Source organism: Mesorhizobium sp. WSM3879 (genome assembly GCF_002294915.1).
GTDB lineage: Bacteria > Pseudomonadota > Alphaproteobacteria > Rhizobiales > Rhizobiaceae > Mesorhizobium.
In genome coordinates this window covers 430,011-452,681 of the sequence record NZ_NSFZ01000001.1, presented here as the reverse complement: position 1 = coordinate 452,681, position 22,671 = coordinate 430,011, and the positions used below count along the sequence as shown (strand labels likewise).

The window sequence follows — 22,671 nt, the reverse complement described above, 5'->3', positions numbered from 1 at the left end:
AGGGCATGGACAGGATAAGCTGTCCGAGAACAAAAGTATTGTGCGATGCACAAATGTCAATCGACTTCAGGCTTTTTTAATTCAATATGATGTGCAAATCCGGTTTCGGCGCCTGACGTGTGACTTTGAGGCAACAGGCGAGGGCGCCTGACCCGGTTTCACGCTCCGGTCCGACAAGAAGACAGCGGCTGCGAGATGGTTGCCGCAACGGGGAGAGTGGGTTGGATATCAGCATCGACTTCATGCGGCGCATCGCGCGTGCCGCCGCCGCCGAGACCTTGCCTCGCTTCCGCAGCCAGGCCGCAGTCGCCAATAAGCTGGCGGAGAGCTTCGATCCGGTGACGGAAGCCGATCGCGAGGCCGAGCGGGCGATCCGGGCGCTTATCTCGGCGGAGTATCCCGATCACGGCATCCTCGGCGAGGAGCATGGCAGCGAGAACATTTCGAGCCGGCATGTCTGGGTCATCGACCCGATCGACGGCACACGCGCCTTCATTTCCGGCCTGCCGGTCTGGGGAACGCTGGTCGGACTGACGATCGACGGCGATGCCGTAGCCGGCCTGATGTCGCAGCCCTTCACCGGCGAGTTGTTCTATGCCAATGCCTCCGGCTCGCATTACGAAGGCCCGGGTGGCCCGCGCAAGCTCGCGACGCGCAAGACGACGGAGCTTTCGCAGGCGACCCTGTTCACCACCACGCCGGCGCTGTTCAAGGGCGCGGCGCGCAACCGCTATGACGAGTTCGAGAAACAGGTGCAGCTCGCCCGCTATGGCACCGACTGCTACGCCTTCGCCATGGTGGCGGCGGGCAGCGTCGATATCGTCGCCGATCCGGGTTTGAAACCCTACGACATCGTGGCGCTGATCCCGATCATCGAGAAGGCGGGCGGCGTCGTCACCACCTTCGAAGGCGGGCCGGCAGAAAACGGCGGCGACATATTGGCGGCGGCGACGCCGGAGTTGCACGCCGCGGCAATGGCGGCGCTGCGCGGCTGATCCGCGGCGTCGTTCCGTGATCAGGCAGCGTCGCCGGTTCCCGGAACAAAAGCATCGAAGGCCGCCAGGAGCTGCTCGCGAAAGAGATCCCTCTCCTGCAGGATCTCATGATGCGCGCCGTCGATCATCAACAACGAGCCGACGCGCAGCCGTCTGGCATAGGATTCGACCGCCTTGGTCGAGACCACCTGGTCGGCGCCGGCGCCGACGATCAGCGTCGGTACCTGGATCCTTGCCATGAAATCGGGGTCGCTGACCGCCTCCGCGGCTGCGGCGGCGGCCTTCAGCCAGCGGATGGTCGGACCACCGAGTCCAAGGTGGGGCCAGGCCCTGTAAATGTCGGTATTGCGCCGGTAGCGCTCCGGGTCGGACGTCACCTTGTTCATTTCGAAGGGCGTCGGCAATTTCGGGCGCGGCCCCCAGGCGGCATAGAGGCGGCCGAGGCCCAGCGCGCAGAACACCGCGCAGACGCGCCTTATGGTGGCGATCGAAACCCGCAAGTCGGGCACGGCCAGGAAAGGCGCGATCAGCACCATGCGTCGCACCCGGTTGACCATCGACGGCGAGGCAAGCAGCGCGATCACCGCTCCCGTCGAATGGGCGAGGATGTAATAGGGGCCGCGGCAATCGGGCAGCACGATCTCCTCGAAGAACTGCTCGAGATCACGGGTGTAGTCGCGGAAGCTGCGGACATAGCCGCGCTGCCGGTCGCGCAGCAGGCGGCTGGAATCGCCCTGGCCGCGCCAGTCGAGGGTGGCGACGCCGAATCCGCGGTCGGCGAGATCGCGGATGGTCTCGAAATATTTCTCGATGCACTCGTTGCGGCCGGTCAGCAGCACCACCGTGCCCTGGAGCGGGCGGGCGACGGCGGCGAAAACGCCGTAGCGGATCTTCCTGCCGTCGCGGGTGGTGAAGAAGCCGCCGGCAGCGTTCTGCGGCGGCGGATTGCCCTCAGTCAGATAGAAAAGGTCCGTCATTCGGCGCTTCGTTGATTGCTTCTTGCCCGAGCGGGCCAGGCGTCGCCACGGTGATAGACGCCCATGCGCCAAAAGCAAAGGTCCGGGATACGCGCTTTCCTGAACGGGAAGGCCGGAAGCACCTGCGGCGCGCTTCCGGCCTCTGTCGATCCGGGAGGAAGGGACGTTACACCCGGTCGGCCTCGTCGCGGCGCACCGATCGAGGCGCCGCATATCCGTATCGTTGACTGCAGCCTAGCGAGCCCAGGCTGAACGGATGCCGAAGCCTCGGTTCATCTGGCGTTCATCGAGCGAAAAAATCGAAGGGAAAGTTGGTGCGCGAAGTTCTTGAAATGGGCTTTTCCGCTTCCCAAATGGAGGTTGCGGCCGCCGATGTCGGGGCCGCTGGCCTATCCGGAACGCCTTTCGAGGGTTTCGTACCGGGTCAAACGCAAACCATGTTGCTCAACAGGAGAACACATCATGCGTCACGTTGATTTTTCCCCGCTTTATCGTTCGACCGTCGGTTTCGACCGGCTGTTCACCATGCTCGACACGCTCGGCCAGCCCGAGAGCGCGCAGACCTATCCGCCCTATAACATCGAGCGCACCGGCGAGAACGCCTATCGCATCTCGATGGCGGTTGCCGGCTTCTCGGAAGACGAGATCTCGATCGAGGCGCACCGCAATGTGCTGACCGTCAAGGGTGAGCGCAAGGAAGAGAACGATGGCGAGGGTTCGGAGCTGCTCTATCGCGGCATCGCTTCGCGCGCCTTCGAGCGTCGCTTCCAGCTCGCCGACCACGTTGAGGTCGAGGGCGCCACGCTGAAGAACGGCCTGCTCTTCGTCGACCTCAAGCGCAACATTCCGGAAGAGCTGAAGCCGCGCAAGATCGCGATCACCTCGTCTTCGGACAAGGCCAAGCAGATCGAGGCCAAGGCCGCCGCGTAAGCCGCGGGCTCCATGTTAAGAAACGTCTCCCTCCCGAGACGAAAGCGGCGCCGAAGGGCGCCGCTTGTTTGTGACATTAATCCTGCGCCAGAAAATCAACGCGGCGACATTTCGCCGATGTTTTCTGGCTTTTTTGATCCTGCTTGGCCTCGAACTGTCGCTGGGGCCTTTGCTCGCCTGATCATTGCGAGAGGTGTTGGCCGAGACGGTCGATCTCTTGGGTGGTGGTGGCGAAGCTGGCGACGAAACGGTAGATTGCTTCCTTGTCGCCGAGATGGCCATCGAAACCCTGCGGCACGCCCCATTCATAGAATTTGGCGCCGGCGGTCTGCAGCTTTTCGGCAAGAGCGCGGTCGAAGATTGCGAACACTTCGTTGGCCTGCGGCAGCCAGGCGAGCCTGCCCGCCGGCGCGTCCTCGATCGTCTCGGCGAGATGTGCCGCCATCGCATTGGCATGCCGCGCCATCCTCAGCCAAAGGTCGTCGGTGAAATAGGCTTCGAATTGCGCCGAGATGAAGCGCGCCTTGGAAAAGGTCTGTCCGGCGCGCTGGCGAAGCAGGCGCAGATCCCCGCCGACTTCCGGGTTGAAGATCACCACCGCGTCGGCCATCCAGCAACCGTTCTTGGTGCCGCCGAAGGAGATCAAGTCGACGCCGCTCCTCCAGGTCATTTCCGCCGGCGTGACGTCGGTCGCGGCAATCGCATTGGCAAAGCGCGCGCCATCCATATGCAGCGGCAGCTTGTGCCTACGGCTGACCTCGGCAATCGCCTTGACGTCGTCGACGGTGTAGACGGTGCCCACCTCGGTCGCCTGGGTGATCGTCACGGCCATCGGCTGGCCGGCCGGCGCAAGATCCTGCGAATAGCGCTTGATGGCATTGTCGAGAGCCTGCGGGTTGATGCGCCCCAGGGGACCCGCAACCGGCGCCGTACGAGCGCCGCCGGTGTAGAAGCCCATCGCGCCGAACTCGTCGACATTCATATGCGCTTCGGAATGACAAAGGGCGATGCCGCCGACACGGTTCAACGCCGCCATCGAAAGCGCGTTGGCCGCGGTGCCGGTGGCGACGAAGAACACCTGAACTTCCCGCTCGAAGATCTCGCTGAAGCGATGGTAGACGGTGCGGTCCAGGTCGCCGTCGCCATACGCGGTCGCGATGCCGGCCGCGTGGCGGGAGAGGTTCGCCGAAATGTCGGGATGAACGCCCGCCCAGTTGTCGGATGCAAAGAACATCGAGAGGTCCGTATTGTGATTGGCGGAAAGCGGCGCGACTTGACTGCTTTGGCGCGCGAAGCGCAAGGGCCAATCTTTCGCAAAACGGTGAAGCCAGCCGGGCCGTAACGACTGACTAGAGGTTGCGTTTTTTGATCCCTTCGCGAAATTTTGTGTCGCGGCACGCCCGAGAATTTTGTGAATCGGTCTTGTGCAGGTGCGGGATTTCTGCCATAAAAAATTTAGGACAGTAGTGCTGTCTTATTTTGTCGCACAAAACAGGCTGGACTGGCATATCATCGCTGCCATTCCGGCCATTGTCGCGAGCGGCGGGTAGACGGCACCGCTCTGGCCTGTACGATACCGGATGCGAACCGGGCGTATGGCCGCATGGTTCGGCAAGAATTTCGCGAGACGTGCAGCAAGGACGAAGGGAGGCATCGTGCTTCCCAAGGCAAACCAGCGCCCCGAGGGAAATCACCGCGAAGGGTGCGGAACGGAGGACAGGACGATGACGGAACTGACGCCATCTGCGATCAACGGCCAGGCCGCGCAGACGAAAGCGGCAGCCGTCAAAACTGGTACCACCGCCAATGGTTTGATCGCGCAGGGCCTCTACGATCCGCGCAACGAGCATGACGCCTGCGGCGTCGGCTTCATCGCCAACATGAAGGGCGTAAAGTCGCACCAGATCGTCGAGGACGGTCTGGCGATGCTGGAAAACCTCACCCATCGCGGCGCTGTCGGCGCCGATCCGCTGGTCGGCGACGGCGCCGGCGTGCTGGTGCAGATTCCGGATCGGTTCTTCCGCGATGAGATGGCCGCAAACGGCGTCGAACTGCCGCCGGCCGGCCAATATGGCGTCGGCCACTGGTTCATGCCGCAGGACGCAGCACTTCGCGCCCATATCGAGGACATCATCGCCGAATCGGCCCAGTCCGAAGGGCTGCCGCTGATCGGCTTCCGCGACGTGCCGGTCGATAATTCGTCGCTGTCGAAGGCGCCGGAGATTGTCGCCTCCGAGCCGTTCCATCGCCAGGTGTTCATCGGCCGCACGGCCGAGATTCCGGACGACGAGGAATACGAGGCGAGGCTCTACCTGCTGCGCAAGGTGATCTCGGGCCGCATCTATGCCGAGAACGACAACAAGGATGTCGGCGCCTATTGCGTGTCGCTGTCGGCGCGCACCATCGTCTACAAGGGCATGTTCCTCGCCTACCAAGTCGGCGCCTATTACAAGGACCTCAAGGATCCGCGCTTCGACACGGCGCTGATCCTCGTCCACCAGCGCTTCTCGACCAACACCTTCCCGTCATGGAAGCTGGCGCATCCCTATCGCATGGTCGCGCATAACGGCGAGATCAACACGGTGCGCGGCAACAACAACTGGATGGCGGCGCGTCAGGCCTCGGTCGATTCCGAGCTGTTCGGCAACAACATCTCGAAGCTGTGGCCGATATCCTATGAAGGCCAGTCCGACACGGCGTGCTTCGACAATGCGCTCGAATTCCTGTTTCAGGGCGGCTATAGCTTAAGCCACGCCATGATGATGCTGATCCCGGAAGCCTGGGCCGGCAACAAGCTCATGGATTCCGACCGCAAGGCGTTTTACGAATACCACGCCGCGCTGATGGAGCCGTGGGACGGGCCGGCGGCGGTCGTCTTCACCGACGGGCGGCAGATCGGCGCGACGCTCGATCGCAACGGCCTGCGTCCGGCTCGCTACATCGTCACCGACGACGACCGCGTCATCATGGCTTCGGAAGCCGGCGTGCTGCCGGTGCCGGAGGAAAAGATCGTGCAGAAGTGGCGGCTGCAGCCCGGCCGCATGCTTTTGATCGATCTGGCCAAGGGCCGCATCATCTCCGACGAGGAGATCAAGTCGGAGATCGCGACCAGGCACCCTTACAAGACCTGGCTCGCCAACACGCAGTTGATTCTTGAAGAGCTGAAGCCGGTCGAGCCGCGGGCGCTGCGCAAGGATGTCAGCCTGCTCGATCGCCAGCAGGCCTTCGGCTACACACAGGAAGACACGAAGCTTCTGATGGCGCCGATGGCCACTACCGGCCAGGAAGCGGTCGGCTCGATGGGCACCGACACGCCGATCTCGGCGATGTCGGACAAGTCGAAGCTGCTCTACACCTATTTCAAGCAGAACTTCGCTCAGGTCACCAATCCGCCGATCGACCCGATCCGTGAGGAACTGGTGATGAGCCTGGTGTCCTTCATCGGGCCGCGGCCGAACATCTTCGACCTGATCGGCACATCGCGCCGCAAGCGGCTTGAAGTGCGCCAGCCGATTCTCACCAACGGCGATCTCGAGAAGATCCGCTCCATCGGACACACCGAGGACCGCTTCGACACCAAGACGATCGACATCACCTACGGTTCGAACGAGGGCGCTGCCGGCATGCAAGGCGCCATCGACCGGCTCTGCGAGCGCGCCGAGGCGGCGGTCGCGGGCGGCTACAACATCATCATCCTGTCCGACCGCCAGGTCGGGCCGGACCGCATCGCCATTCCGGTTTTGCTGGCGACGGCGGCGGTGCACCATCACCTGATCCGCAAGGGCCTGCGCACCGCGGTCGGACTGGTCGTCGAATCCGGCGAGCCCCGCGAGGTGCATCATTTCTGCTGCCTGGCCGGCTACGGCGCCGAGGCGATCAACCCCTATCTCGCCTTCGACACGCTGCTCGACATGCACAGGCGCGGCGAACTGCCGGAGGAGGTCGACGCATACGAGGTCGTCTCCCGCTACATCAAGTCGATCGGCAAGGGCATCCTCAAAGTGATGTCCAAGATGGGCATCTCGACTTACCAGTCCTATTGCGGTGCGCAGATCTTCGACGCCATCGGGCTCAAGTCGGACTTCGTCGAGAAGTATTTCACCGGCACCGCGACGCTGATCGAAGGCGTCGGGCTGGACGAGATCGCGACCGAGACTCTCAGCCGCCATACCGATGCCTTCGGCAACGACCCGGTGCTGCGCAACAATCTCGAGGTCGGCGGCGAATACATGTTCCGCATGCGCGGCGAGGCGCATATGTGGTCGCCGGATGCGGTCGCCAGCCTGCAGCATGCCGTGCGCCAGGGCTCCTGGGACACGTTCAAGGAGTATTCGGCGCAGATCGACAGCGCGACAGCTAGAGCGCAGACCATCCGCGGCCTGTTCGAGATCAAGCTGGCGGAAGAGACCGGCCGCAAGAAGGTCGCGATCGAAGACGTCATGCCGGCGGCCGAGATCGTCAAGCGCTTCTCGACCGGGGCGATGTCCTTCGGCTCGATCTCCCGGGAAGCGCACACGACGCTGGCGCGCGCGATGAACGCCATCGGCGGCAAGTCGAACACCGGCGAGGGCGGCGAAGAGGCCGACCGCTATCTGCCGCTGCCCGGCGGCGGCAAGAATCCGGAACGCTCGGCGATCAAGCAGGTCGCGTCGGGGCGGTTCGGCGTGACGGCGGAGTATCTGGTCAATTCCGACGTCATGCAGATCAAGGTGGCCCAAGGCGCCAAGCCCGGCGAGGGCGGTCAGTTGCCCGGACACAAGGTCGACGCCACCATCGCCAAGGTCAGACACTCGACGCCAGGCGTCGGCCTGATCTCGCCGCCGCCGCATCACGACATCTATTCGATCGAGGATCTGGCTCAGCTGATCTACGACTTGAAGAACGTCAATCCGGCGGCCGATGTCTCGGTCAAGCTGGTCTCGGAGGTCGGCGTCGGCACGGTTGCGGCGGGCGTCGCCAAGGCGCGCGCCGATCACATCACCATCTCCGGCTACGACGGCGGCACCGGCGCTTCGCCGCTGACCTCACTCAAGCATGCCGGCAGCCCGTGGGAAATGGGCCTCGCCGAGACGCATCAGACCCTGGTGCTCAACGGCCTGCGCTCCCGCGTGGCGCTGCAGGTCGACGGCGGGTTGCGCACCGGCCGTGACGTCATCATCGGCGCGCTGCTCGGCGCCGACGAGTTCGGCTTCTCGACCGCGCCGCTGATTGCGGCCGGCTGCATCATGATGCGCAAGTGCCACCTGAACACCTGCCCGGTCGGGGTGGCGACGCAGGACCCGGTGCTGCGCAAGCGCTTCAAGGGCACGCCGGAGCATGTCATCAACTTCTTCTTCTACGTGGCGGAGGAGGTGCGCGCGCTGCTCGCCGAAATGGGCTTCACCCATCTCGACCAGATCATCGGCGACACCGACCTTCTGGAGAAGCGCGACGTGATCCAGCACTGGAAGGCGCGCGGGCTCGACTTCTCGAAGATGTTCTTCAAGCCGGAGGCGCCGGCTGAGGCGCAGCACTGGACCGAGCGGCAGAAGCATCCGATCGACGACGTGCTCGACCGCAAGCTGATCGAGCTGGCAAAGCCGGCGCTGGAAGCCAAGCAACCGGTCAGCATCGAGCTGCCGATCCGCAATGTCGACCGCTCTGCCGGCGCGATGCTGTCGGGCGAAGTCGCCAAGCGCTTCAAGCACAAAGGCCTGCGCGAGGACACGATCCAGGTTAAGCTCACCGGCACGGCTGGCCAGTCTTTCGGTGCGTTTCTCGCGCGCGGCGTTTCCTTCGAGCTGGTCGGCGCCGGCAACGATTATGTCGGCAAAGGCCTGTCGGGCGGCCGCATCGTCATCCGGCCGCCGGAAGAGGCCAAGATCGTCGCGGCCGACTCGATCATCGTCGGCAACACGGTGCTCTACGGCGCGACCGAGGGCGAGGCCTATTTCGCCGGCGTCGCCGGCGAGCGCTTCGCGGTGCGCAATTCCGGCGTCGTTGCCGTTGTCGAAGGCGTCGGCGACCATGGCTGCGAATACATGACCGGCGGCATCGTCGTGGTCATCGGCAAAACGGGCCGCAACTTCGCCGCCGGCATGTCGGGCGGCGTCGCCTATGTGCTCGACGAGAAGGGCGATTTCGCCGAACGCTGCAACATGGCGATGGTCGAGCTGGAGCCCGTTCCGGAAGAGGACGACCTGATGGAGAAGCTGCTCCATCATGGCGGTGACCTCGACCATAAGGGACGCGTCGACGTCTCCGGAGACATGACAAGCCATGACGAGGAGCGGCTCTATCAGCTGATCTCGAACCACGTCCATTACACGGGCTCGGTGCGCGGCCGCGAGATCCTCGACAATTGGGCAAGCTTCCGGCCGAAATTCCGGAAAATCATGCCGGTCGAGTATCGCCGCGCGCTGATCGAGATGGAGCGCATGCGCATGAGCGTGGCGGCGGAATAGGCTTTGGGCACGGCCGGGGAGGTAATCGCCCGGCCGGCATCCTCACCAACAATCCTGACCTCGGACCAAGGTTGCCACGGCGTCCTTATGAGGTTAACGGGTGCGCCGACAAGCTAGACTTGCGAGCGCGCCTTCGGACAGCAGGGACTGGACTATGGGCAAGGTAACAGGGTTTCTCGAAATCGACCGGCAGGTGCAGAAGTACCAGCCTGCCTCGGATCGCATCCGGCATTTCCGCGAATTCACGCTGCCGATGTCGGACAAGGAGGTCGAGAAACAGGCCGCGCGCTGCATGGATTGCGGCATCCCGTTTTGCCATGGGCCGACCGGCTGCCCGATCCACAACCAGATCCCGGACTGGAACGACCTCGTCTACAATGGCGACTGGGACAGCGCGATCCGCAACCTGCATTCGACCAACAATTTCCCGGAGTTTACCGGCCGCATCTGCCCGGCGCCTTGCGAGGAAGCCTGCACGCTGAACCTCGAGGACATTCCGGTCGCCATCAAGACGGTCGAGCAGGCGATCGCCGACAAGGCCTATGAAACCGGCCACATCCGGCCCTACCCGCCGGAAAAGAAGACCGGCAAGCGGGTTGCCGTCATCGGCTCCGGGCCGGCCGGCATGGCCGCCGCCCAGCAGCTCGGCCGCGCCGGCCACGATGTGCATGTCTATGAGCGCGAGAGCCGGCCGGGTGGGCTGATGCGCTACGGCATTCCCGACTTCAAGATCGAGAAGCATTACATCGATCGCCGCATCGAGCAGATGCAGGGCGAGGGCGTGAGTTTCCATTGCGGCGTCAATGTCGGCGTCGACAAGCCGGTTGCCGAGCTCCTCGCCGAGCACGACGCCGTGCTCTATTGCGGCGGCTCGGAAACGCCGCGCCCGGCCAACATTCCGGGCGACGATCTCAGCGGTGTCTATGATGCCATGCCGTATCTCGTGCAGCAGAACCGCCGCGTCGGCGGCGAGCCGATCCAATCGGTGGCCTGGCCGTCACATCCGATCATCGCCGGCGGCCAGCATGTCGTCGTCGTCGGCGGCGGCGACACCGCGTCCGACTGCATCGGCACCGCCTTCCGGCAAGGCGCGGTGCGCGTGACGCAGCTCGACATCCGTCCGCAGCCGCCGGAGAAGGAAGACAAGCTCGCCGTTTGGCCTTACTGGGCGACGAAGATGCGCACGTCTTCCTCGCAGGCCGAGGGCGCGGAGCGCGAATTCCAGGTGGCGACCCTCGAATTCATCGGCGAGGACGGACAGCTGACCGGCGTCCGCTGCTGCGAGGTCGATGAGAAGCGCAAGCCGATCGCCGGCACCGAGTTCGTCATCCGCGCCGATCTCGCCTTCATCGCCATCGGCTTTGCCGGTCCGGCGAATGATGGGGTCATGAAGGAGCTGGACGGCGAGATAAAGGTGGTCACCGACAGCCGCCGCTCGCGGAACGTCGAGGCCGACGACCGCGACTACAGAACCAGCATAGACAGGCTCTATGCCGCGGGCGACGTCCGTCGCGGCCAGTCGCTGGTGGTGTGGGCGATCCGCGAAGGCCGCCAGGCAGCGCGCGCGATCGACGAGGCGCTGATGGGGTCTAGCGTACTCCCCCGCTGAGTCTACCTGCAGCCACGATGTGCTCTTCCGTTGCGGCCCTACCGACGCACCGCTGTCGAGGTCTCCGATGAAGCGGTCGGCGTCTTCGGCGGCCAGGAAAAATCGTCGGCTCGGCCGGGCGAGGCGACGGGCGCCTTGCCCTCGACGGTCAGCTTTTCGCCTGGAAGATTCGGATCGGCCTTGGCTGGCGGTGCGGCACCCAGCAGCTCGGTCCCGCCGTCGAGCGCGGGGTCGCTGAGCAGCATCGGCGCGGTGCGGTCGACGATGACAGGGGCCGCGGCAGGCTTCGACGCCTCGACCGGAGCGCCCGCCGGCGCGGAAACCGTGGTGACGCTTCCGGGTGCCGCCAGCCCGAGGATTTTGGCCAGCGGCTTTTCGGTGTAGAAGGCAAGCTTGCGCTTGCCGGCCTTGGTCACGTTGATGCCGTCGTCGGAGCGCAGGCGCACCGGCTGGCCGTTGATGTCCGGACCGGAGGTGACGAAGGCGCCGTTCTCGTCGACGAAGCCGTCCCAGACATCGACGAACTCGCCGCCATGGGTCTGTGCGGCTGAATGATAGATGTCGTTGAAGGCGAGCATGTCCGAGGTCATTTTTGCCGCCCCGAACGCCGGCATGCCGACCCACAGGAACGGCACCTTTGCATCCTGAATGGCCTTGCCCAGCGCATCGGTGCGGTGCTCGTATTCCTTGGTCCAGTTCTCGGAGCGCGGCTGCTCGCGGACGTCGCCGACGCGCATCTGCTGGCGGTCGTTGGAGCCAAGCATGACCACCACCACGGACGGCTTCTCCGTCTCGATCAGAGACTTGATCTCGACCGGCCAATTGTAGAAATCGTCACGCACGAAGCCCGACGAGCCGTTGCTGCGCGAAACGATCCTGACCGCCGGATTGTCGGCAAAGGCGACGTCCAGACCCTCGGCGAGCCCGCCCGCCAGGAAATCGCCGACCACCAGCACGACGCGCGCATCCGGCGCCTTTTCGACGACCGGCGCCTCCGGCTCGGCCGGCGGGCGCGGCTTGGGTTTTCTGGCCTTCGGCTTCGGCCTCACCGGCTGGACATTGGCAGGGGGTTCAATGCGCTCGCTGCGGCGCGGGAAAAGAAGATCGCGCAGCGACCAGCCGCGGTTTCCGTCTTCCTGCGCGAAAGCCGGGGAATGAAAGGCGCTCGAGCCGGCGACGGCAAGCACAGCGATGGCCAGGACGAGAATCGGCAGGCGGCGAACGATCAGCCAGACACGCGCGACCGTAACCAATGAAAGTCTCCATCCTTGGCGCATGACAACGTAAAAAGCCGGCAAGTCATGCGCAGGCCGCAGCGCTACAGCATCCTTTCCGCTTTTGAAAGGATGCTTGACGCCATGGGCGGCTCTATTGCTTCCGGAGCCATTTCAGCACTTCCAGGCTCGGATAGCCATCCTGGCTCAAGCCTACCTTCGCCTGGTAGGCCATGATGGCGGCTTTCGACCCCTCGCCGATCTTGCCGTCGAACTTGCCGTCATAATAACCGTGCTCGGAAAGCCGCTTCTGCAGTTCCTGCCGTTGCTCAAAGCTGAGCTTGGTGAAAGGCCGCTGCCAGTCCTGCACAAGCCCGGTGCCACCGGCGATTTCGTCGGCGAGCAGGCCGACGGCCAAAGCATATTTGTCGGCATTGTTGTAAGCCTTGATGACCGAGAAATTCCTGATCATCAGGAAGGCCGGTCCGCCCCTGCCGTCCGGCACCTTGAGCGTCGCCTTGTCGCTCAGGTTCCTGAACGGCTTGCCATTGGCCCTGGCGACCCCGAGAGCCTGCCACTGCGCCAGCGTCTTCGATCCGGCGGGCAGCTTGCCCGGCGGCAAGGTCACTTCATAGCCCCAGGTCTTGCCGGCCTGCCAGCCGTTCTTCCTGAGCAGGTTGGCGGCAGTCGCCAACGCGTCGGGTATCGAATTCCAGATGTCGCGCCGGCCATTGCCGTCCATGTCCACCGCGTAGTGCTGATAGCTGGTCGGGATGAACTGCGTCTGACCCATTGCGCCCGCCCAGGAACCCATGAGATGGCTTTCGTCGATGTCGCCGGTCTGCAGGATCTTCAGCGCCGCGATCAGCTGGGTTCGGGCATATTTCGACCGCTTCGGGTCGCCATAGGCTAGGGTCGCCAGCGAACGGATGACATTGCGCATGATGTCGTCGCGCTTGAGGATCTCGCCATAGTTCGATTCCATCGACCAGATGGCGAGAAGGATATGGCGATCGACGCCGAACCGCGCCTCGATCCGATCCAGCCATGGCTTCCATTTGCGCGCCATTGCCTGACCGTTGGTCACCGACTGGTCATGCACCCGGTTGTCGAAATAATCCCAGGCGGGGGCGGTGAATTCCGGCTGGGTGCGGGCCTTTTCCAGCACGACCGGGTCGGGCTCGATGCCCCTCATGGCCTTGTCGTAGACTGCGCCGGAAACGCCGCCCGAAACCGCGGTGGCACGGAAGTCCGCGACCCACTGGCGGAAACCCGCATCGGCGAAAGCGGGTCCGGCGGGCATCAGCAAGGCAAGCGTGAGGCCCGCGGCCGTCACAAATGCCGTCAGGCGCCTTGCGCTGTTGCGAACGGACATCCTTTTCCTCCTTCGTCAAAATTAGGAAGGATCATTCAACGCCGAAGCCGGTTAGTATTTAGTTTACCATAGGTGCCATTAGGAACGAAAAGAGAGGTCGGTGCTTCAACTTTCGATTTTCAGGCCAGCCGCTCGGGTAATTCAACATTCCGGCGCGAAAATGTTCGGGGGGATTGCAGAGCGGATGGCCGCGCGGATAATGGGCTTAAACGTATGGGTGGAGCATGAAGCGAGTTCGCAAGGCAGTTTTCCCGGTCGCCGGTCTCGGCACACGGTTTCTTCCGGCCACCAAGGCCATCCCGAAGGAGATGCTGACGGTCGTCGACCGGCCGGTCATTCAATATGTGGTCGACGAGGCGCGCGACGCCGGCATCGAGCATTTCATTTTCGTGACCGGGCGCAACAAGGCGGTCATCGAGGATCACTTCGACGTCCAGTTCGAGCTCTACGATACGCTCGCCCAGCGCGGCAAGGACGACCAGCTCGCCCGCCTGCAGCGGCTGCAGCCAGCGCCTGGCCAGACCAGCTTCACCCGCCAGCAGGTGCCGATGGGCCTTGGCCATGCCGTCTGGTGCGCGCGTGAACTGGTCGGTGACGAACCGTTCGCGCTGCTTTTGCCCGACATGATCATGCAGTCGGAAAAAAGCTGCATGAAGGATATGGTCGAACTCTATGCCGAGACCGGGAACAACATCATCGCCGTACAGGAATGCGATCCGGCCGAGGCCCATAAATACGGCATCGTCGGCCGTGGCGAGGACACCCATCACGGTTTCCGCATCACCGGCATGGTGGAGAAGCCTAAGGCTGGCACGGCGCCCTCCAATCTCTTCATCAACGGGCGCTACATCCTGCAACCGGAGATTTTCGGCATCCTCGAAAGCCAGGAGCGCGGCGCCGGCAACGAGATCCAGCTGACGGATGCGATGCTGAAGCTGGAGAAGCAGCAGCCCTTCTACGGCTATCACTATAAGGGGCGCACCTTCGACTGCGGCTCGCCGGAAGGCTTCGTCGAGGCCAATGTCGCCTTCGCGCTCTGGCGCAGCGACATGAATGCGAGCATGGCTGGGGTCATCCGCACGCTGCTGGATGAGGTGCGGCCGGCGGAGCGGGTCGGCGCCGCTTCCTAGGTGCTGGCTAAGCGGCGTTGATCCTTCGGATCTCCGCGTCCGCGTCGCTGGCGCGAGGATGACGAAGCGTCAGCGCTGCACCTTCAGGCCGAGATAGACGCTGTTGGCGACATAATCGCGACCGGGAAGGTTGCTGGTGAGCTTCTCCGTCCTGATTCTTGTGGTGAGGCCGGCATAGCGGTTCAGCCACCAGGTCAGGCCGGCCTCGGCGCTCAGGACCAGATCGTGGCCATCGGAGCCGGTGTAGTCGCGCCAGTCGAGCCCGAGCGCTGTATTCGCCGTCAGGTTGGCGCGGACCTGCCGCTCGCCGGTGAGCCGGCCCGAATAGAGGAGGTCGCCGCTCTCGTTAGCGATGGTCGTGGTCTCGACCGTGGTTCTTCCGGTCAGCCCGATGATGGTGCCGCGCTCGGGCGACCATCTGAGGTCGGCGTTGACGTAGGGCCCCGCAATCGCCGGCAGACGGTCGTCGTCGATGCCTTCGCGCAGCCAGCCGACGGAGAACTCGCCGGAGAGCTTCTCGCGCATGTCGAGCTCGAGGCCGGCACGCGCGCCGAGCCGCGTCGAGGAGCGCTCGAAACCGTTGCTGTCGAGGCGCAGATCGTAGATCCGCCGGCCGGCTTCCACCTCAAGGAATGGCGTCATGGCCGGTGAGACCTGGTAGCCGGTACGCAAGGTCGCAGAGTAGAGTGTCGAGTCGCGATCCTTCAGCGACAAGACGGTGCCGTCCGAGAGCTTGGCGTCGCCGTAGAAGTCATGCGAGACCGCGCCGGTCAGCGCGTAGCGCATCTTGCCGACATCCTTCTCGATGCCGAGGCTGCCGTCGACGGTCTGCCGCAGCGGCTGTGAGGTGACGCCGGCAATCGCATCCGGCGAGGACGCCGATTCCGGCACCGCTTCATAGCCGAGCTTGGCGATGGCGCGCAGTTCATTGTCGAGGTCGACATTGAGCTGGCCTTCGATCCGTCCCTGCGCATCGTTGATCTTCTGGCCCGAAAGCGTGTTGCGAAAAAGGCCGTAGCCGTCGACGACGGCCGAATTCTCGCGCCAGTCGGAGGTGGCGGAGAAACGCAGCGCGGTTTCGGACAGCACAGCCGACCTGCCGCGGGCGCTGGCATCGGCATTGGAAGTCGCGGTGAGGCCTTGCTCGAGTGTCGGACGGAAGACAAAGGTCCCGACCTTGATGCCGGGGGCGGCGAAGGCATCGTCCTCCAGCTTCACTTTCTGGCCCTCGATCGATCCTGTGCGCTCCGCGCCGGGATCGAGCTTCTGCCGGTCGACGCTGTCGATGGTGACGGCGCGGCGGTTCGCGCCGTCATCCTCGGTGGCCGCCGTTTCGGCCGGATCGCCGGTGGCGGCCTTGGCCGTGCTGTCGGCCGTCTGGCCAGGCTTCTTGTTGGCGTTTTTCTTGTCGGCCGCCTTGGCATCGCTTTTCGCGCTGGCACCCGCCGAGCCCTGCCTGGCAGTCGAAGGCCGACGTGGCGCGGCAATTGTCTGATTGTCGGCGAAGGGGTCGTCGGTGGCTTGCGGCTGGTTGAAGATGCTGCCCTCCGCGCCCCCGGTCTGGTCGTCGTCGGGCACCGCGCCTGGGCTTGCCGGCTCATAAGGGTTGGCGGGCGTCTGGTCCTCAGCCATTTGGGTCGCCGGAACCGCTTGATCCAGCGATCCCTGCGGGCGCAACTGTCTCGCCTTGCGTTGCTGGTCGGCCAGGATTGCCGATTCGGAGACCTCGCCGCGCAACTCGGTTTCCTGCGAAAATGCCGGCACTGTGCGCAGCAAGGCGACGATGCTTGCCGTCAGCAAAAGCGCTGCAACGGCAATGCACTTCCGGCCCTTTTTCGTATCTGGCTCGCCGCCGAACATCATCACCACTGCTTGCGCGGCGCAGGCGCGCCATACTTACCGGACCGTAAATGCGGATGGTTAACGGAGGGTTGAAACAGGCCAAGGGCCCTTGTCCGCGACGCACGCGAGACGGGAATTCCGTTGGACAGGCGGGCGACATGGCGCTAATGGCATCTGCCATGCACGCGGGGTCCTCAGAAAGAAAGCAGCCGGACAGGCAGGCAGCGATTGAATCGGCGCTGAGAACGGTGGCGACGGAGCAGGCCGGCATGGCCGCGCTTGCAGCCGCTCTCGGCAACGGCTTGTCCGAACCGTTCGCTGCCGCAGTGGATGCCATCGCGCGGATCGAGGGCCGAGTCATCGTCACCGGCGTCGGCAAGAGCGGGCATATCGGCTCAAAGATTGCAGCGACGCTCGCCTCGACCGGCACGCCTGCCTTCTTCGTCCATCCGGCCGAGGCCAATCACGGCGATCTCGGCATGATCGCCGGGGACGACGCCATCATCGCCATGTCTTGGTCGGGCGAGAGCAAGGAACTGATGGGCATCGTCGCCTATTCCAGACGCTTTTCGATCCCACTGGTCGCCATCACCTCGGGCGAGAATTCGGCGCTGGCGCGCGCCGCCGACGTCGTGCTGTTGCTGCCGGCCTCGCCGGAGGCCTGTCCGCACGGGCTGGCGCCGACGACATCGGCGCTGCTGCAGCTGGTCATGGGCGATGCGCTGGCGATCGCGCTGCTCGAGGCGCGCGGCTTCACGCCGGACCATTTCCGCACCTTCCATCCCGGCGGTCAGCTCGGCGCCAATCTGATGCAACTGCGCGAGATCATGCATGTCGGCGAGCGGCTGCCGCTGGTACCGTCGGGCACGGGAATGCGCGAAGCGATCGTTGAGTTGTCGCGCAAGGGTTTTGGCTGCGTGGCGATCACCGGCGCCGACGGTGCGCTGATCGGCATCATCACCGATGGCGACATCCGCCGCCACATTGCCGATGATCTTCTGTCGATGAACGTCGATGAGGTGATGACAAAGAAGCCGAAGACGGCTGCCCCCGACACGCTGGTGGCGACGGCGCTGCAGACGATCAATACGTCGGCCATCACCAGCCTGATGGTGGTCGAGGCCGATCGCCCCGTGGGGCTGGTGCATCTGCACGATCTGCTGCGCATCGGCGCCGCCTGAGACGGGCGAGACTCAGGACACGCAGGCCTGATTCCCAAACGGCTTCAGAATAGGAAACCCGCAAACTCAGACGGCCTCCACCGTCAGCTCCAAATCGGTGTCGGCGGCGCCGGTCACACGCACCTGGGTGCCGACGGGCAGGTCCGGGCCGGAGACACGCCACAGCGTGTCGCCGAGGCGGATGCGGCCGCGGCCATTCTTGATGGGCTCCGCCAATGTCGCCGTGCGGCCGACCATCTGAGCGCCGCGGCGGTTGAGCAGCGGCTGGTCCGCATTGACGGCACGATCGCCCACCAGCTTCTTGCCGACGAAGGCTGAGACCAGAGAGAGCACGAGGAAGGCGAGCACCTGGAGCTGCCAGGTCCAGAAGGCAGCGTCCCAAATCAGCAGCGATACCGCGCCGATGATCAGCGCGGCGATGCCGATCCACAGCATGAACACGCCGGGCGCCACGATTTCCATCACCAGCAGCACGAAGCCGAGGACCATCCAGTTCCACGGCCCGAGTTCCGAGACGATGCGATCGATCATTGACGTTCTCCCACCCAGATGGCGTGACTCAATTGTCCGACGGTCGCACGAGCGGCGTGCGCGCCCCCTGACGTTGCGGGCCGGAAGGGCCGTCGGCCTTGAACACTTCGCGGGCGATCTCGCCGATGCCGCCGAGCGAACCGATCAGCGATGAGGCTTCGAACGGCATGAGCACGATCTTGTTGTTGCTGGACGAGCCGATCCTGGCCAGCGCCTCGGTGTATTTCTGCGCGATGAAGTAGTTGATCGCCTGCACGTCGCCCTTGGCGATGGCTTCCGACACCACCTGGGTCGCCTTGGCCTCCGCCTCGGCGGAACGCTCGCGCGCCTCGGCATCGCGGAAAGCGGCTTCCCTGCGGCCTTCGGCCTCGAGGATCTGCGACTGCTTCATGCCTTCGGCGGCCAGGATCTGGGCGCGCTTGTCGCGCTCGGCGATCATCTGGCGGCTCATCGAATCCACCAGATTGGCCGGCGGGTTGATGTCCTTGATCTCGACGCGGGTGATCTTGATGCCCCACGGGTGCGCGGCCTCATCGACGACGCGCAGCAGCCGTTCGTTGATCGCATCGCGGTTGGACAGCAATTCGTCGAGATCCATCGAGCCCATGACGGTACGGATGTTGGTCATGGTGAGGTTGAGGATGGCGTTCTGCAGCCCGGAGACCTGATAGGCGGCCTGCGGGGCATTCAGCACCTGGTAGAAGGCGACGCCGTCGACGCCCACGATTGCATTGTCGCGGGTGATGATCTCCTGCGTCGGGACATCGAGCACCTGCTCCATCATGTTCATCTTGGCGCCTACGCGCTCGAAGATCGGGTTGATGATGTTCAGGCCGGGCGTCAGCGTCTTGGTGTAGCGGCCGAAACGCTCCACCGTGTAGTTGTAGCCCTGCGGCACCGTTCTGATGCCTTTGAAAAGAAGGATGATGACGAGGAATACAAGAACAATGATGGCAATATCGAAACCGCTAAACCCCATTTCGTTTCTCCCTCAAAAGGCGGCGACCTCGCGGAATCACTTAAGTGTGTTTCCGAAGCGTTACAATCAGGTGATCGCGAATATTGGTTAGCGAAGGCTGTTGCGAACCGGTTTCGACGCCTATTATTGGACGTCAGACCCAGCCTGACAGTTCCCGCCGCACCAGCGCCTCGATCACCGCCATGCCCTCGGCTCTGTCGTTGAGGCAGGGGATGTGGGCGAAGTTCTTGCCGCCGGCATGGTGGAATGTCTCGGCGGCCTCGCGGCCGATCTCGTCCAGCGTCTCGATACAGTCGACGGAAAAACCCGGATTGACGACCGCGATCGATTTGACGCCGTCCTTCGCCAGCTTCTCGACAGTGACGTCGGTGTAGGGCTGCAGCCATTCCTGGGCGCCGAAGCGCGACTGGAAGGTGGTGATGAGCTTCTTCTCGTCCCAGCCGAGCCTTGCCCTGAGCAGCCGCGTCGTCTCGAGGCAATGCGCCTGGTAAGGATCACCCTTGTCGGAATAGGGTTTTGGGATGCCGTGGTAGGAGGTGATCACCACCTCCGGCACGAAATCGAGCGTCGCCAGGTTTTGCTCGATCGAGCGGGCGAGGGCGTCGATATAGACCGGCTCGTCATAATAGGGCGGCACACTGCGGATGGCCGGCGCTTGCCTGATCTTCATCAGCGCCCGGAACAGCTGGTCGTTCGCCGTCGCCGTGGTCGTCGCCGAGTATTGCGGATAGAGCGGAAAAGTGAGGATGCGCTCGCAGCCCTGCTCGACCAGCCGGCGGACGACGCTGCCGGTCGAGGGATTGCCGTAGCGCATGGCCCAGTCGACCACGACGGTTGGCAGATCAGCAAGCGCAGTGGCGAGCTTCTCCGCCTGCGAGCGGGTGAAGGTGCGCAGCGGCGACTCGTTCTTCTCCCGGTTCCAGATCCTGGCGTAGTTGGCGCCGGACTTTGTCGGCCGCGTTGTGAGAACCAGCGCGTAGAGGATCGGATACCAGATCGCCTTGTTGAGCTCGATGACGCGCGGATCGGAGAGAAATTCTCTGAGATAGTGCCACATTGGCTTGAAATCGGTGCCGTCGGGCGTGCCGAGATTGATCAGCATGATGCCGATCTTGCCCGCCTTCGCCGGCGCGGCACCCGCCGGCGCCGGACCGGCGGTCTTGGCGGCTTTCGCATCGGCAGGATTGGCAAGCGTCATCGACGGTCTCCGGTTGTCGGTGCGAAAACTAGCGATGCCATGCCGGTTTTGGAATGCTGCGTCTGGACGCACCTTACCGCGTTTGCGTCTGAAAACGGAACACCCGTCCGGTCTCCCGGACGGGCGCCATGAACTTCCGGCGAAAGGTTACTTTGCGGCCGGCGGAATTGTCAGCGTTGCTCCGAGCGGCAGACGGCGCGGCCTGTAGTCCTTGTTGGCCTCGGAGATCAGCTTCCATTTGCTGCCGTCGCCATAGTTTTTCTTGGCCAGATCCCAATAGGTGTCGCCGGCGGCGATCACATGGCTGGTCTCTGGGCTGGCCTCCGGACCGGTCGCGGCCGGCTTGGCCTCGGCGGGCGCTGTTTCGGCCGGCTTGGCGGATTCGGTCGCAGGGGCGGCGGTCGCCGGCGCAGTCTCGGCAGGTTTTGCTGTCTCCGACGTTGCCGGTGCCGTCTCGGTCGGAACGGCCGGCGGCGTCCCGGCGATGTCGCCGGAATTGGACGGCAAAGCCGGCATGGCAGGCTCGGTGGCCGCCGGCGCCGTCTCGGCCGGCTTCGCGGGTTGGGCGGCAGGCGGCGTCGGGGCGGTCTCGGCAGGTTTTGCCGGCTCCGCGGCCGCTGTCGTGGCGCCGATCTCGGTGATGCGGCCGTCGAGCTTCGGTGTGTAGGGGCGGTGCGCGCCGAGATAGTCGGCCACCACCTGCTCCAGGCCCGGGCCGTAGTCATAGGCGTCCGTGGCCTTTTCGGCGAAGACCTTGTAGCCGTCGCCGCCCTGGCGGATGTAGTTGTTGGTGGCGACGAGATACTGCTTGTCCGGATTGATCGGCACCCAGGCGCCGTTCTCCATCACCTCGACCGATTTGACGCGGCCGGCATTGGGCGCGACCGACTTGTCGAAGGCATATTTCAAGCCGGCCACCTGCGGGAAGCGACCGGCGCCGTCCTCGACCTGGCTGACGCCGCTTTCGAGACCGGCGACCAGGTCCTTGCCGGAGATCTTGAAGGTCGCCAGCGTGTTCTGGAACGGCAGCACCGTCAGCACTTCGCCCATGGTCACGGTGCCCTGGTCGATCGAGGCGCGCAGTCCGCCGCCATTCGAGATGACGATCTCGACGCCCTGGCCCTTGACCCGATCGAGGACGGCGTCGGAGACGAGATTGCCCATTTCGCATTCGCGGGTGCGGCAGCTTTCACGACTGCCATCGATCGGCTTGGTGGTCTCCGCCACTTCCTTGTTCTTCAGCGCCTCGATCGGCGCGCCAAGCTCCTTGATGCGGGCGAGCACCGCCGGATCGGGCGTGATCGACTTGTCGAGAAAGATCGGGTCGCCGCTGGCCGACTTGACGACGCCGTTGTCGTCGAAAACGACCTTGAATTCGCCGAGATATTTCGAATAGGACGCCGCCTGCACCACCGGCACCTTGTAGCCGTCGGGGTTGTCGACCATCGTCGGATAGGGGCCTGCCGCCTTCGGATCGGTGTTCGACAAAAGCGTGTGGCTGTGGCCGCCGACCACCACGTCGACGCCGGGGATTTTCGCGATGACGTCGCGCTCGCGGTTGTAGCCAATATGGGTGACGGCGATGATCTTGTTGATGCCCTGCGCCTTCAGTTTCTCGACCTCGGCGGTGATCGACTTGACGTCGTCCGCGATGGCAATATTGGGGCCGGGCGAGGCGAGTTCCGGAGTGTCGTTGGTGACGGCGCCGACGATGCCGATCTTCTGGCCGCCGACCTCGACCACGATGGACGGCTTGATCTTGCCGTGGGCGCCGGACTTGTCGTTGGGCACGACGTTGGCGCTGACCACCGGGAACTTCGCCTTGTCGAGGTAAGGCACAAGCGCGCTTTCGCCGTCGTCGAACTCATGGTTGCCGAGCGTCACCGCGTCGGGCTTGAGCTGATTGAGGAATTCCTCCTCCGCTGCTCCCTTGTAGGTGATGTAGAACAGCGATCCCTGGAAGCTGTCGCCTGCATTGAGCAGCAGCACGTTCTGACCTTCGAGCTTCTTGCGCTCCTGTGCGATCGCCGTGACCAGCCGGCCGGCGCCGCCAATGCACTCGCCTTTGGTCTCCTCCTCCGTGGAACATGTCGACTCGTATTTGTTGTTGCCTTCGATGCGGCTATGCCAATCGTTGAAATGCAGGATGTTCAGCGTGTAGTCGGCAAAAGACGCTCCGGCCGAGAGGCCAAGTGCTGATGCGGAAAGGGCGGCAATGGCGGCAAATTTCTTCATTCTCGTCTCCCGGATGAGCTGACTTGAAGTGC

Annotated in this window: 15 protein-coding genes; 6 read left to right on the top strand and 9 right to left on the bottom strand. The window is 64.0% G+C overall.

The genetic code is table 11. From position 1 onward, the window contains the following. The first annotated feature begins 221 nt into the window (after positions 1 to 221). Complete coding sequence (hisN, locus tag CK218_RS02180) at positions 222 to 995, top strand: histidinol-phosphatase (RefSeq protein WP_095826719.1); 774 nt, start codon at positions 222 to 224, stop codon at positions 993 to 995. 20 nt (positions 996 to 1,015) lie between these two features. Here the strand turns inward: hisN and CK218_RS02175 are convergent, their stop codons facing one another. Beyond that, on the bottom strand, positions 1,016 to 1,972 hold the full coding sequence (locus CK218_RS02175) for an alpha/beta hydrolase (RefSeq protein ID WP_095777119.1): 957 nt from the start codon (positions 1,970 to 1,972) through the stop codon (positions 1,016 to 1,018). Positions 1,973 to 2,434: 462 nt separating this feature from the next. On the opposite strand from CK218_RS02175, the gene CK218_RS02170 reads away from it, so the two are divergent. Beyond that, positions 2,435 to 2,902: an Hsp20 family protein gene (locus CK218_RS02170; RefSeq protein WP_095826718.1), complete on the top strand. Its 468-nt coding sequence runs from the start codon at positions 2,435 to 2,437 to the stop codon at positions 2,900 to 2,902. A 181-nt stretch (positions 2,903 to 3,083) separates the two neighbouring features. Here CK218_RS02170 and CK218_RS02165 read toward each other — a convergent pair whose 3' ends face one another. Further along, complete coding sequence (locus CK218_RS02165; RefSeq protein WP_095826864.1) at positions 3,084 to 4,136, bottom strand: low specificity L-threonine aldolase; 1,053 nt, start codon at positions 4,134 to 4,136, stop codon at positions 3,084 to 3,086. A gap of 490 nt (positions 4,137 to 4,626) precedes the next feature. Here CK218_RS02165 and gltB point away from each other — a divergent pair, with 490 nt between their 5' ends. Both gltB and CK218_RS02155 read left to right on the top strand, forming a co-directional pair. Further along, positions 4,627 to 9,345: a glutamate synthase large subunit gene (gene gltB / locus CK218_RS02160; protein ID WP_095826863.1), complete on the top strand. Its 4,719-nt coding sequence runs from the start codon at positions 4,627 to 4,629 to the stop codon at positions 9,343 to 9,345. Between the two features lie 154 nt (positions 9,346 to 9,499). After that, a complete protein-coding gene (locus CK218_RS02155; RefSeq protein ID WP_095826717.1) occupies positions 9,500 to 10,954 on the top strand; it encodes a glutamate synthase subunit beta in 1,455 nt (484 codons plus the stop codon). A 38-nt stretch (positions 10,955 to 10,992) separates the two neighbouring features. Here the strand turns inward: CK218_RS02155 and CK218_RS02150 are convergent, their stop codons facing one another. Further along, positions 10,993 to 12,207, bottom strand: a complete 1,215-nt coding sequence (locus CK218_RS02150; RefSeq protein WP_095826716.1) for a DUF459 domain-containing protein — start codon at positions 12,205 to 12,207, stop codon at positions 10,993 to 10,995. A gap of 115 nt (positions 12,208 to 12,322) precedes the next feature. Beyond that, positions 12,323 to 13,543 carry a lytic murein transglycosylase gene (locus tag CK218_RS02145; RefSeq protein WP_067325921.1) on the bottom strand — a complete coding sequence of 407 codons (1,221 nt, stop codon included), beginning with the start codon at positions 13,541 to 13,543 and terminating at the stop codon, positions 12,323 to 12,325. 224 nt (positions 13,544 to 13,767) lie between these two features. On the opposite strand from CK218_RS02145, the gene galU reads away from it, so the two are divergent. Next, positions 13,768 to 14,673, top strand: a complete 906-nt coding sequence (galU, locus tag CK218_RS02140) for a UTP--glucose-1-phosphate uridylyltransferase GalU (protein WP_067325925.1) — start codon at positions 13,768 to 13,770, stop codon at positions 14,671 to 14,673. A 69-nt stretch (positions 14,674 to 14,742) separates the two neighbouring features. Here the strand turns inward: galU and CK218_RS02135 are convergent, their stop codons facing one another. Then, positions 14,743 to 16,533: an outer membrane beta-barrel protein gene (locus CK218_RS02135; protein WP_095826862.1), complete on the bottom strand. Its 1,791-nt coding sequence runs from the start codon at positions 16,531 to 16,533 to the stop codon at positions 14,743 to 14,745. Positions 16,534 to 16,694: 161 nt separating this feature from the next. On the opposite strand from CK218_RS02135, the gene CK218_RS02130 reads away from it, so the two are divergent. Then, positions 16,695 to 17,696, top strand: coding sequence for a KpsF/GutQ family sugar-phosphate isomerase (locus CK218_RS02130; RefSeq protein ID WP_095800646.1), 1,002 nt, complete (start codon positions 16,695 to 16,697; stop codon positions 17,694 to 17,696). Positions 17,697 to 17,762: 66 nt separating this feature from the next. Here CK218_RS02130 and CK218_RS02125 read toward each other — a convergent pair whose 3' ends face one another. The 4 genes from CK218_RS02125 to CK218_RS02110 all read right to left on the bottom strand — a co-directional run bounded on the left by CK218_RS02125 (position 17,763) and on the right by CK218_RS02110 (position 22,639). Next, a complete protein-coding gene (locus tag CK218_RS02125) occupies positions 17,763 to 18,227 on the bottom strand; it encodes an NfeD family protein (protein WP_067325928.1) in 465 nt (154 codons plus the stop codon). Positions 18,228 to 18,255: 28 nt separating this feature from the next. Next, entirely contained in the window at positions 18,256 to 19,206 is a 951-nt protein-coding gene (locus CK218_RS02120) for an SPFH domain-containing protein (protein ID WP_067002512.1), read from the bottom strand. A 133-nt stretch (positions 19,207 to 19,339) separates the two neighbouring features. Further along, positions 19,340 to 20,404, bottom strand: a complete 1,065-nt coding sequence (hemH, locus tag CK218_RS02115) for a ferrochelatase (protein WP_095826715.1) — start codon at positions 20,402 to 20,404, stop codon at positions 19,340 to 19,342. Between the two features lie 147 nt (positions 20,405 to 20,551). Then, the gene (locus tag CK218_RS02110; RefSeq protein WP_095826714.1) at positions 20,552 to 22,639 is read right to left on the bottom strand and encodes a 5'-nucleotidase C-terminal domain-containing protein; all 2,088 of its coding nucleotides are present in this window, start codon (positions 22,637 to 22,639) and stop codon (positions 20,552 to 20,554) included. Positions 22,640 to 22,671 lie beyond the last annotated feature (32 nt).

Bases quoted from the DNA above. Each gene is read 5' to 3' on its own strand.
- CK218_RS02175 (WP_095777119.1), bottom strand. From the start codon at position 1,972: ATGACGGACCTTTTCTATCTGACTGAGGGCAATCCGCCGCCGCAGAAC.
- CK218_RS02170 (WP_095826718.1), top strand. From the start codon at position 2,435: ATGCGTCACGTTGATTTTTCCCCGCTTTATCGTTCGACCGTCGGTTTC.
- CK218_RS02165 (WP_095826864.1), bottom strand. From the start codon at position 4,136: ATGTTCTTTGCATCCGACAACTGGGCGGGCGTTCATCCCGACATTTCG.
- gltB (WP_095826863.1), top strand. From the start codon at position 4,627: ATGACGGAACTGACGCCATCTGCGATCAACGGCCAGGCCGCGCAGACG.
- CK218_RS02155 (WP_095826717.1), top strand. From the start codon at position 9,500: ATGGGCAAGGTAACAGGGTTTCTCGAAATCGACCGGCAGGTGCAGAAG.
- CK218_RS02145 (WP_067325921.1), bottom strand. From the start codon at position 13,543: ATGTCCGTTCGCAACAGCGCAAGGCGCCTGACGGCATTTGTGACGGCC.
- galU (WP_067325925.1), top strand. From the start codon at position 13,768: ATGAAGCGAGTTCGCAAGGCAGTTTTCCCGGTCGCCGGTCTCGGCACA.
- CK218_RS02135 (WP_095826862.1), bottom strand. From the start codon at position 16,533: ATGTTCGGCGGCGAGCCAGATACGAAAAAGGGCCGGAAGTGCATTGCC.
- CK218_RS02130 (WP_095800646.1), top strand. From the start codon at position 16,695: ATGCACGCGGGGTCCTCAGAAAGAAAGCAGCCGGACAGGCAGGCAGCG.
- CK218_RS02125 (WP_067325928.1), bottom strand. From the start codon at position 18,227: ATGATCGATCGCATCGTCTCGGAACTCGGGCCGTGGAACTGGATGGTC.
- CK218_RS02120 (WP_067002512.1), bottom strand. From the start codon at position 19,206: ATGGGGTTTAGCGGTTTCGATATTGCCATCATTGTTCTTGTATTCCTC.
- hemH (WP_095826715.1), bottom strand. From the start codon at position 20,404: ATGACGCTTGCCAATCCTGCCGATGCGAAAGCCGCCAAGACCGCCGGT.
- CK218_RS02110 (WP_095826714.1), bottom strand. From the start codon at position 22,639: ATGAAGAAATTTGCCGCCATTGCCGCCCTTTCCGCATCAGCACTTGGC.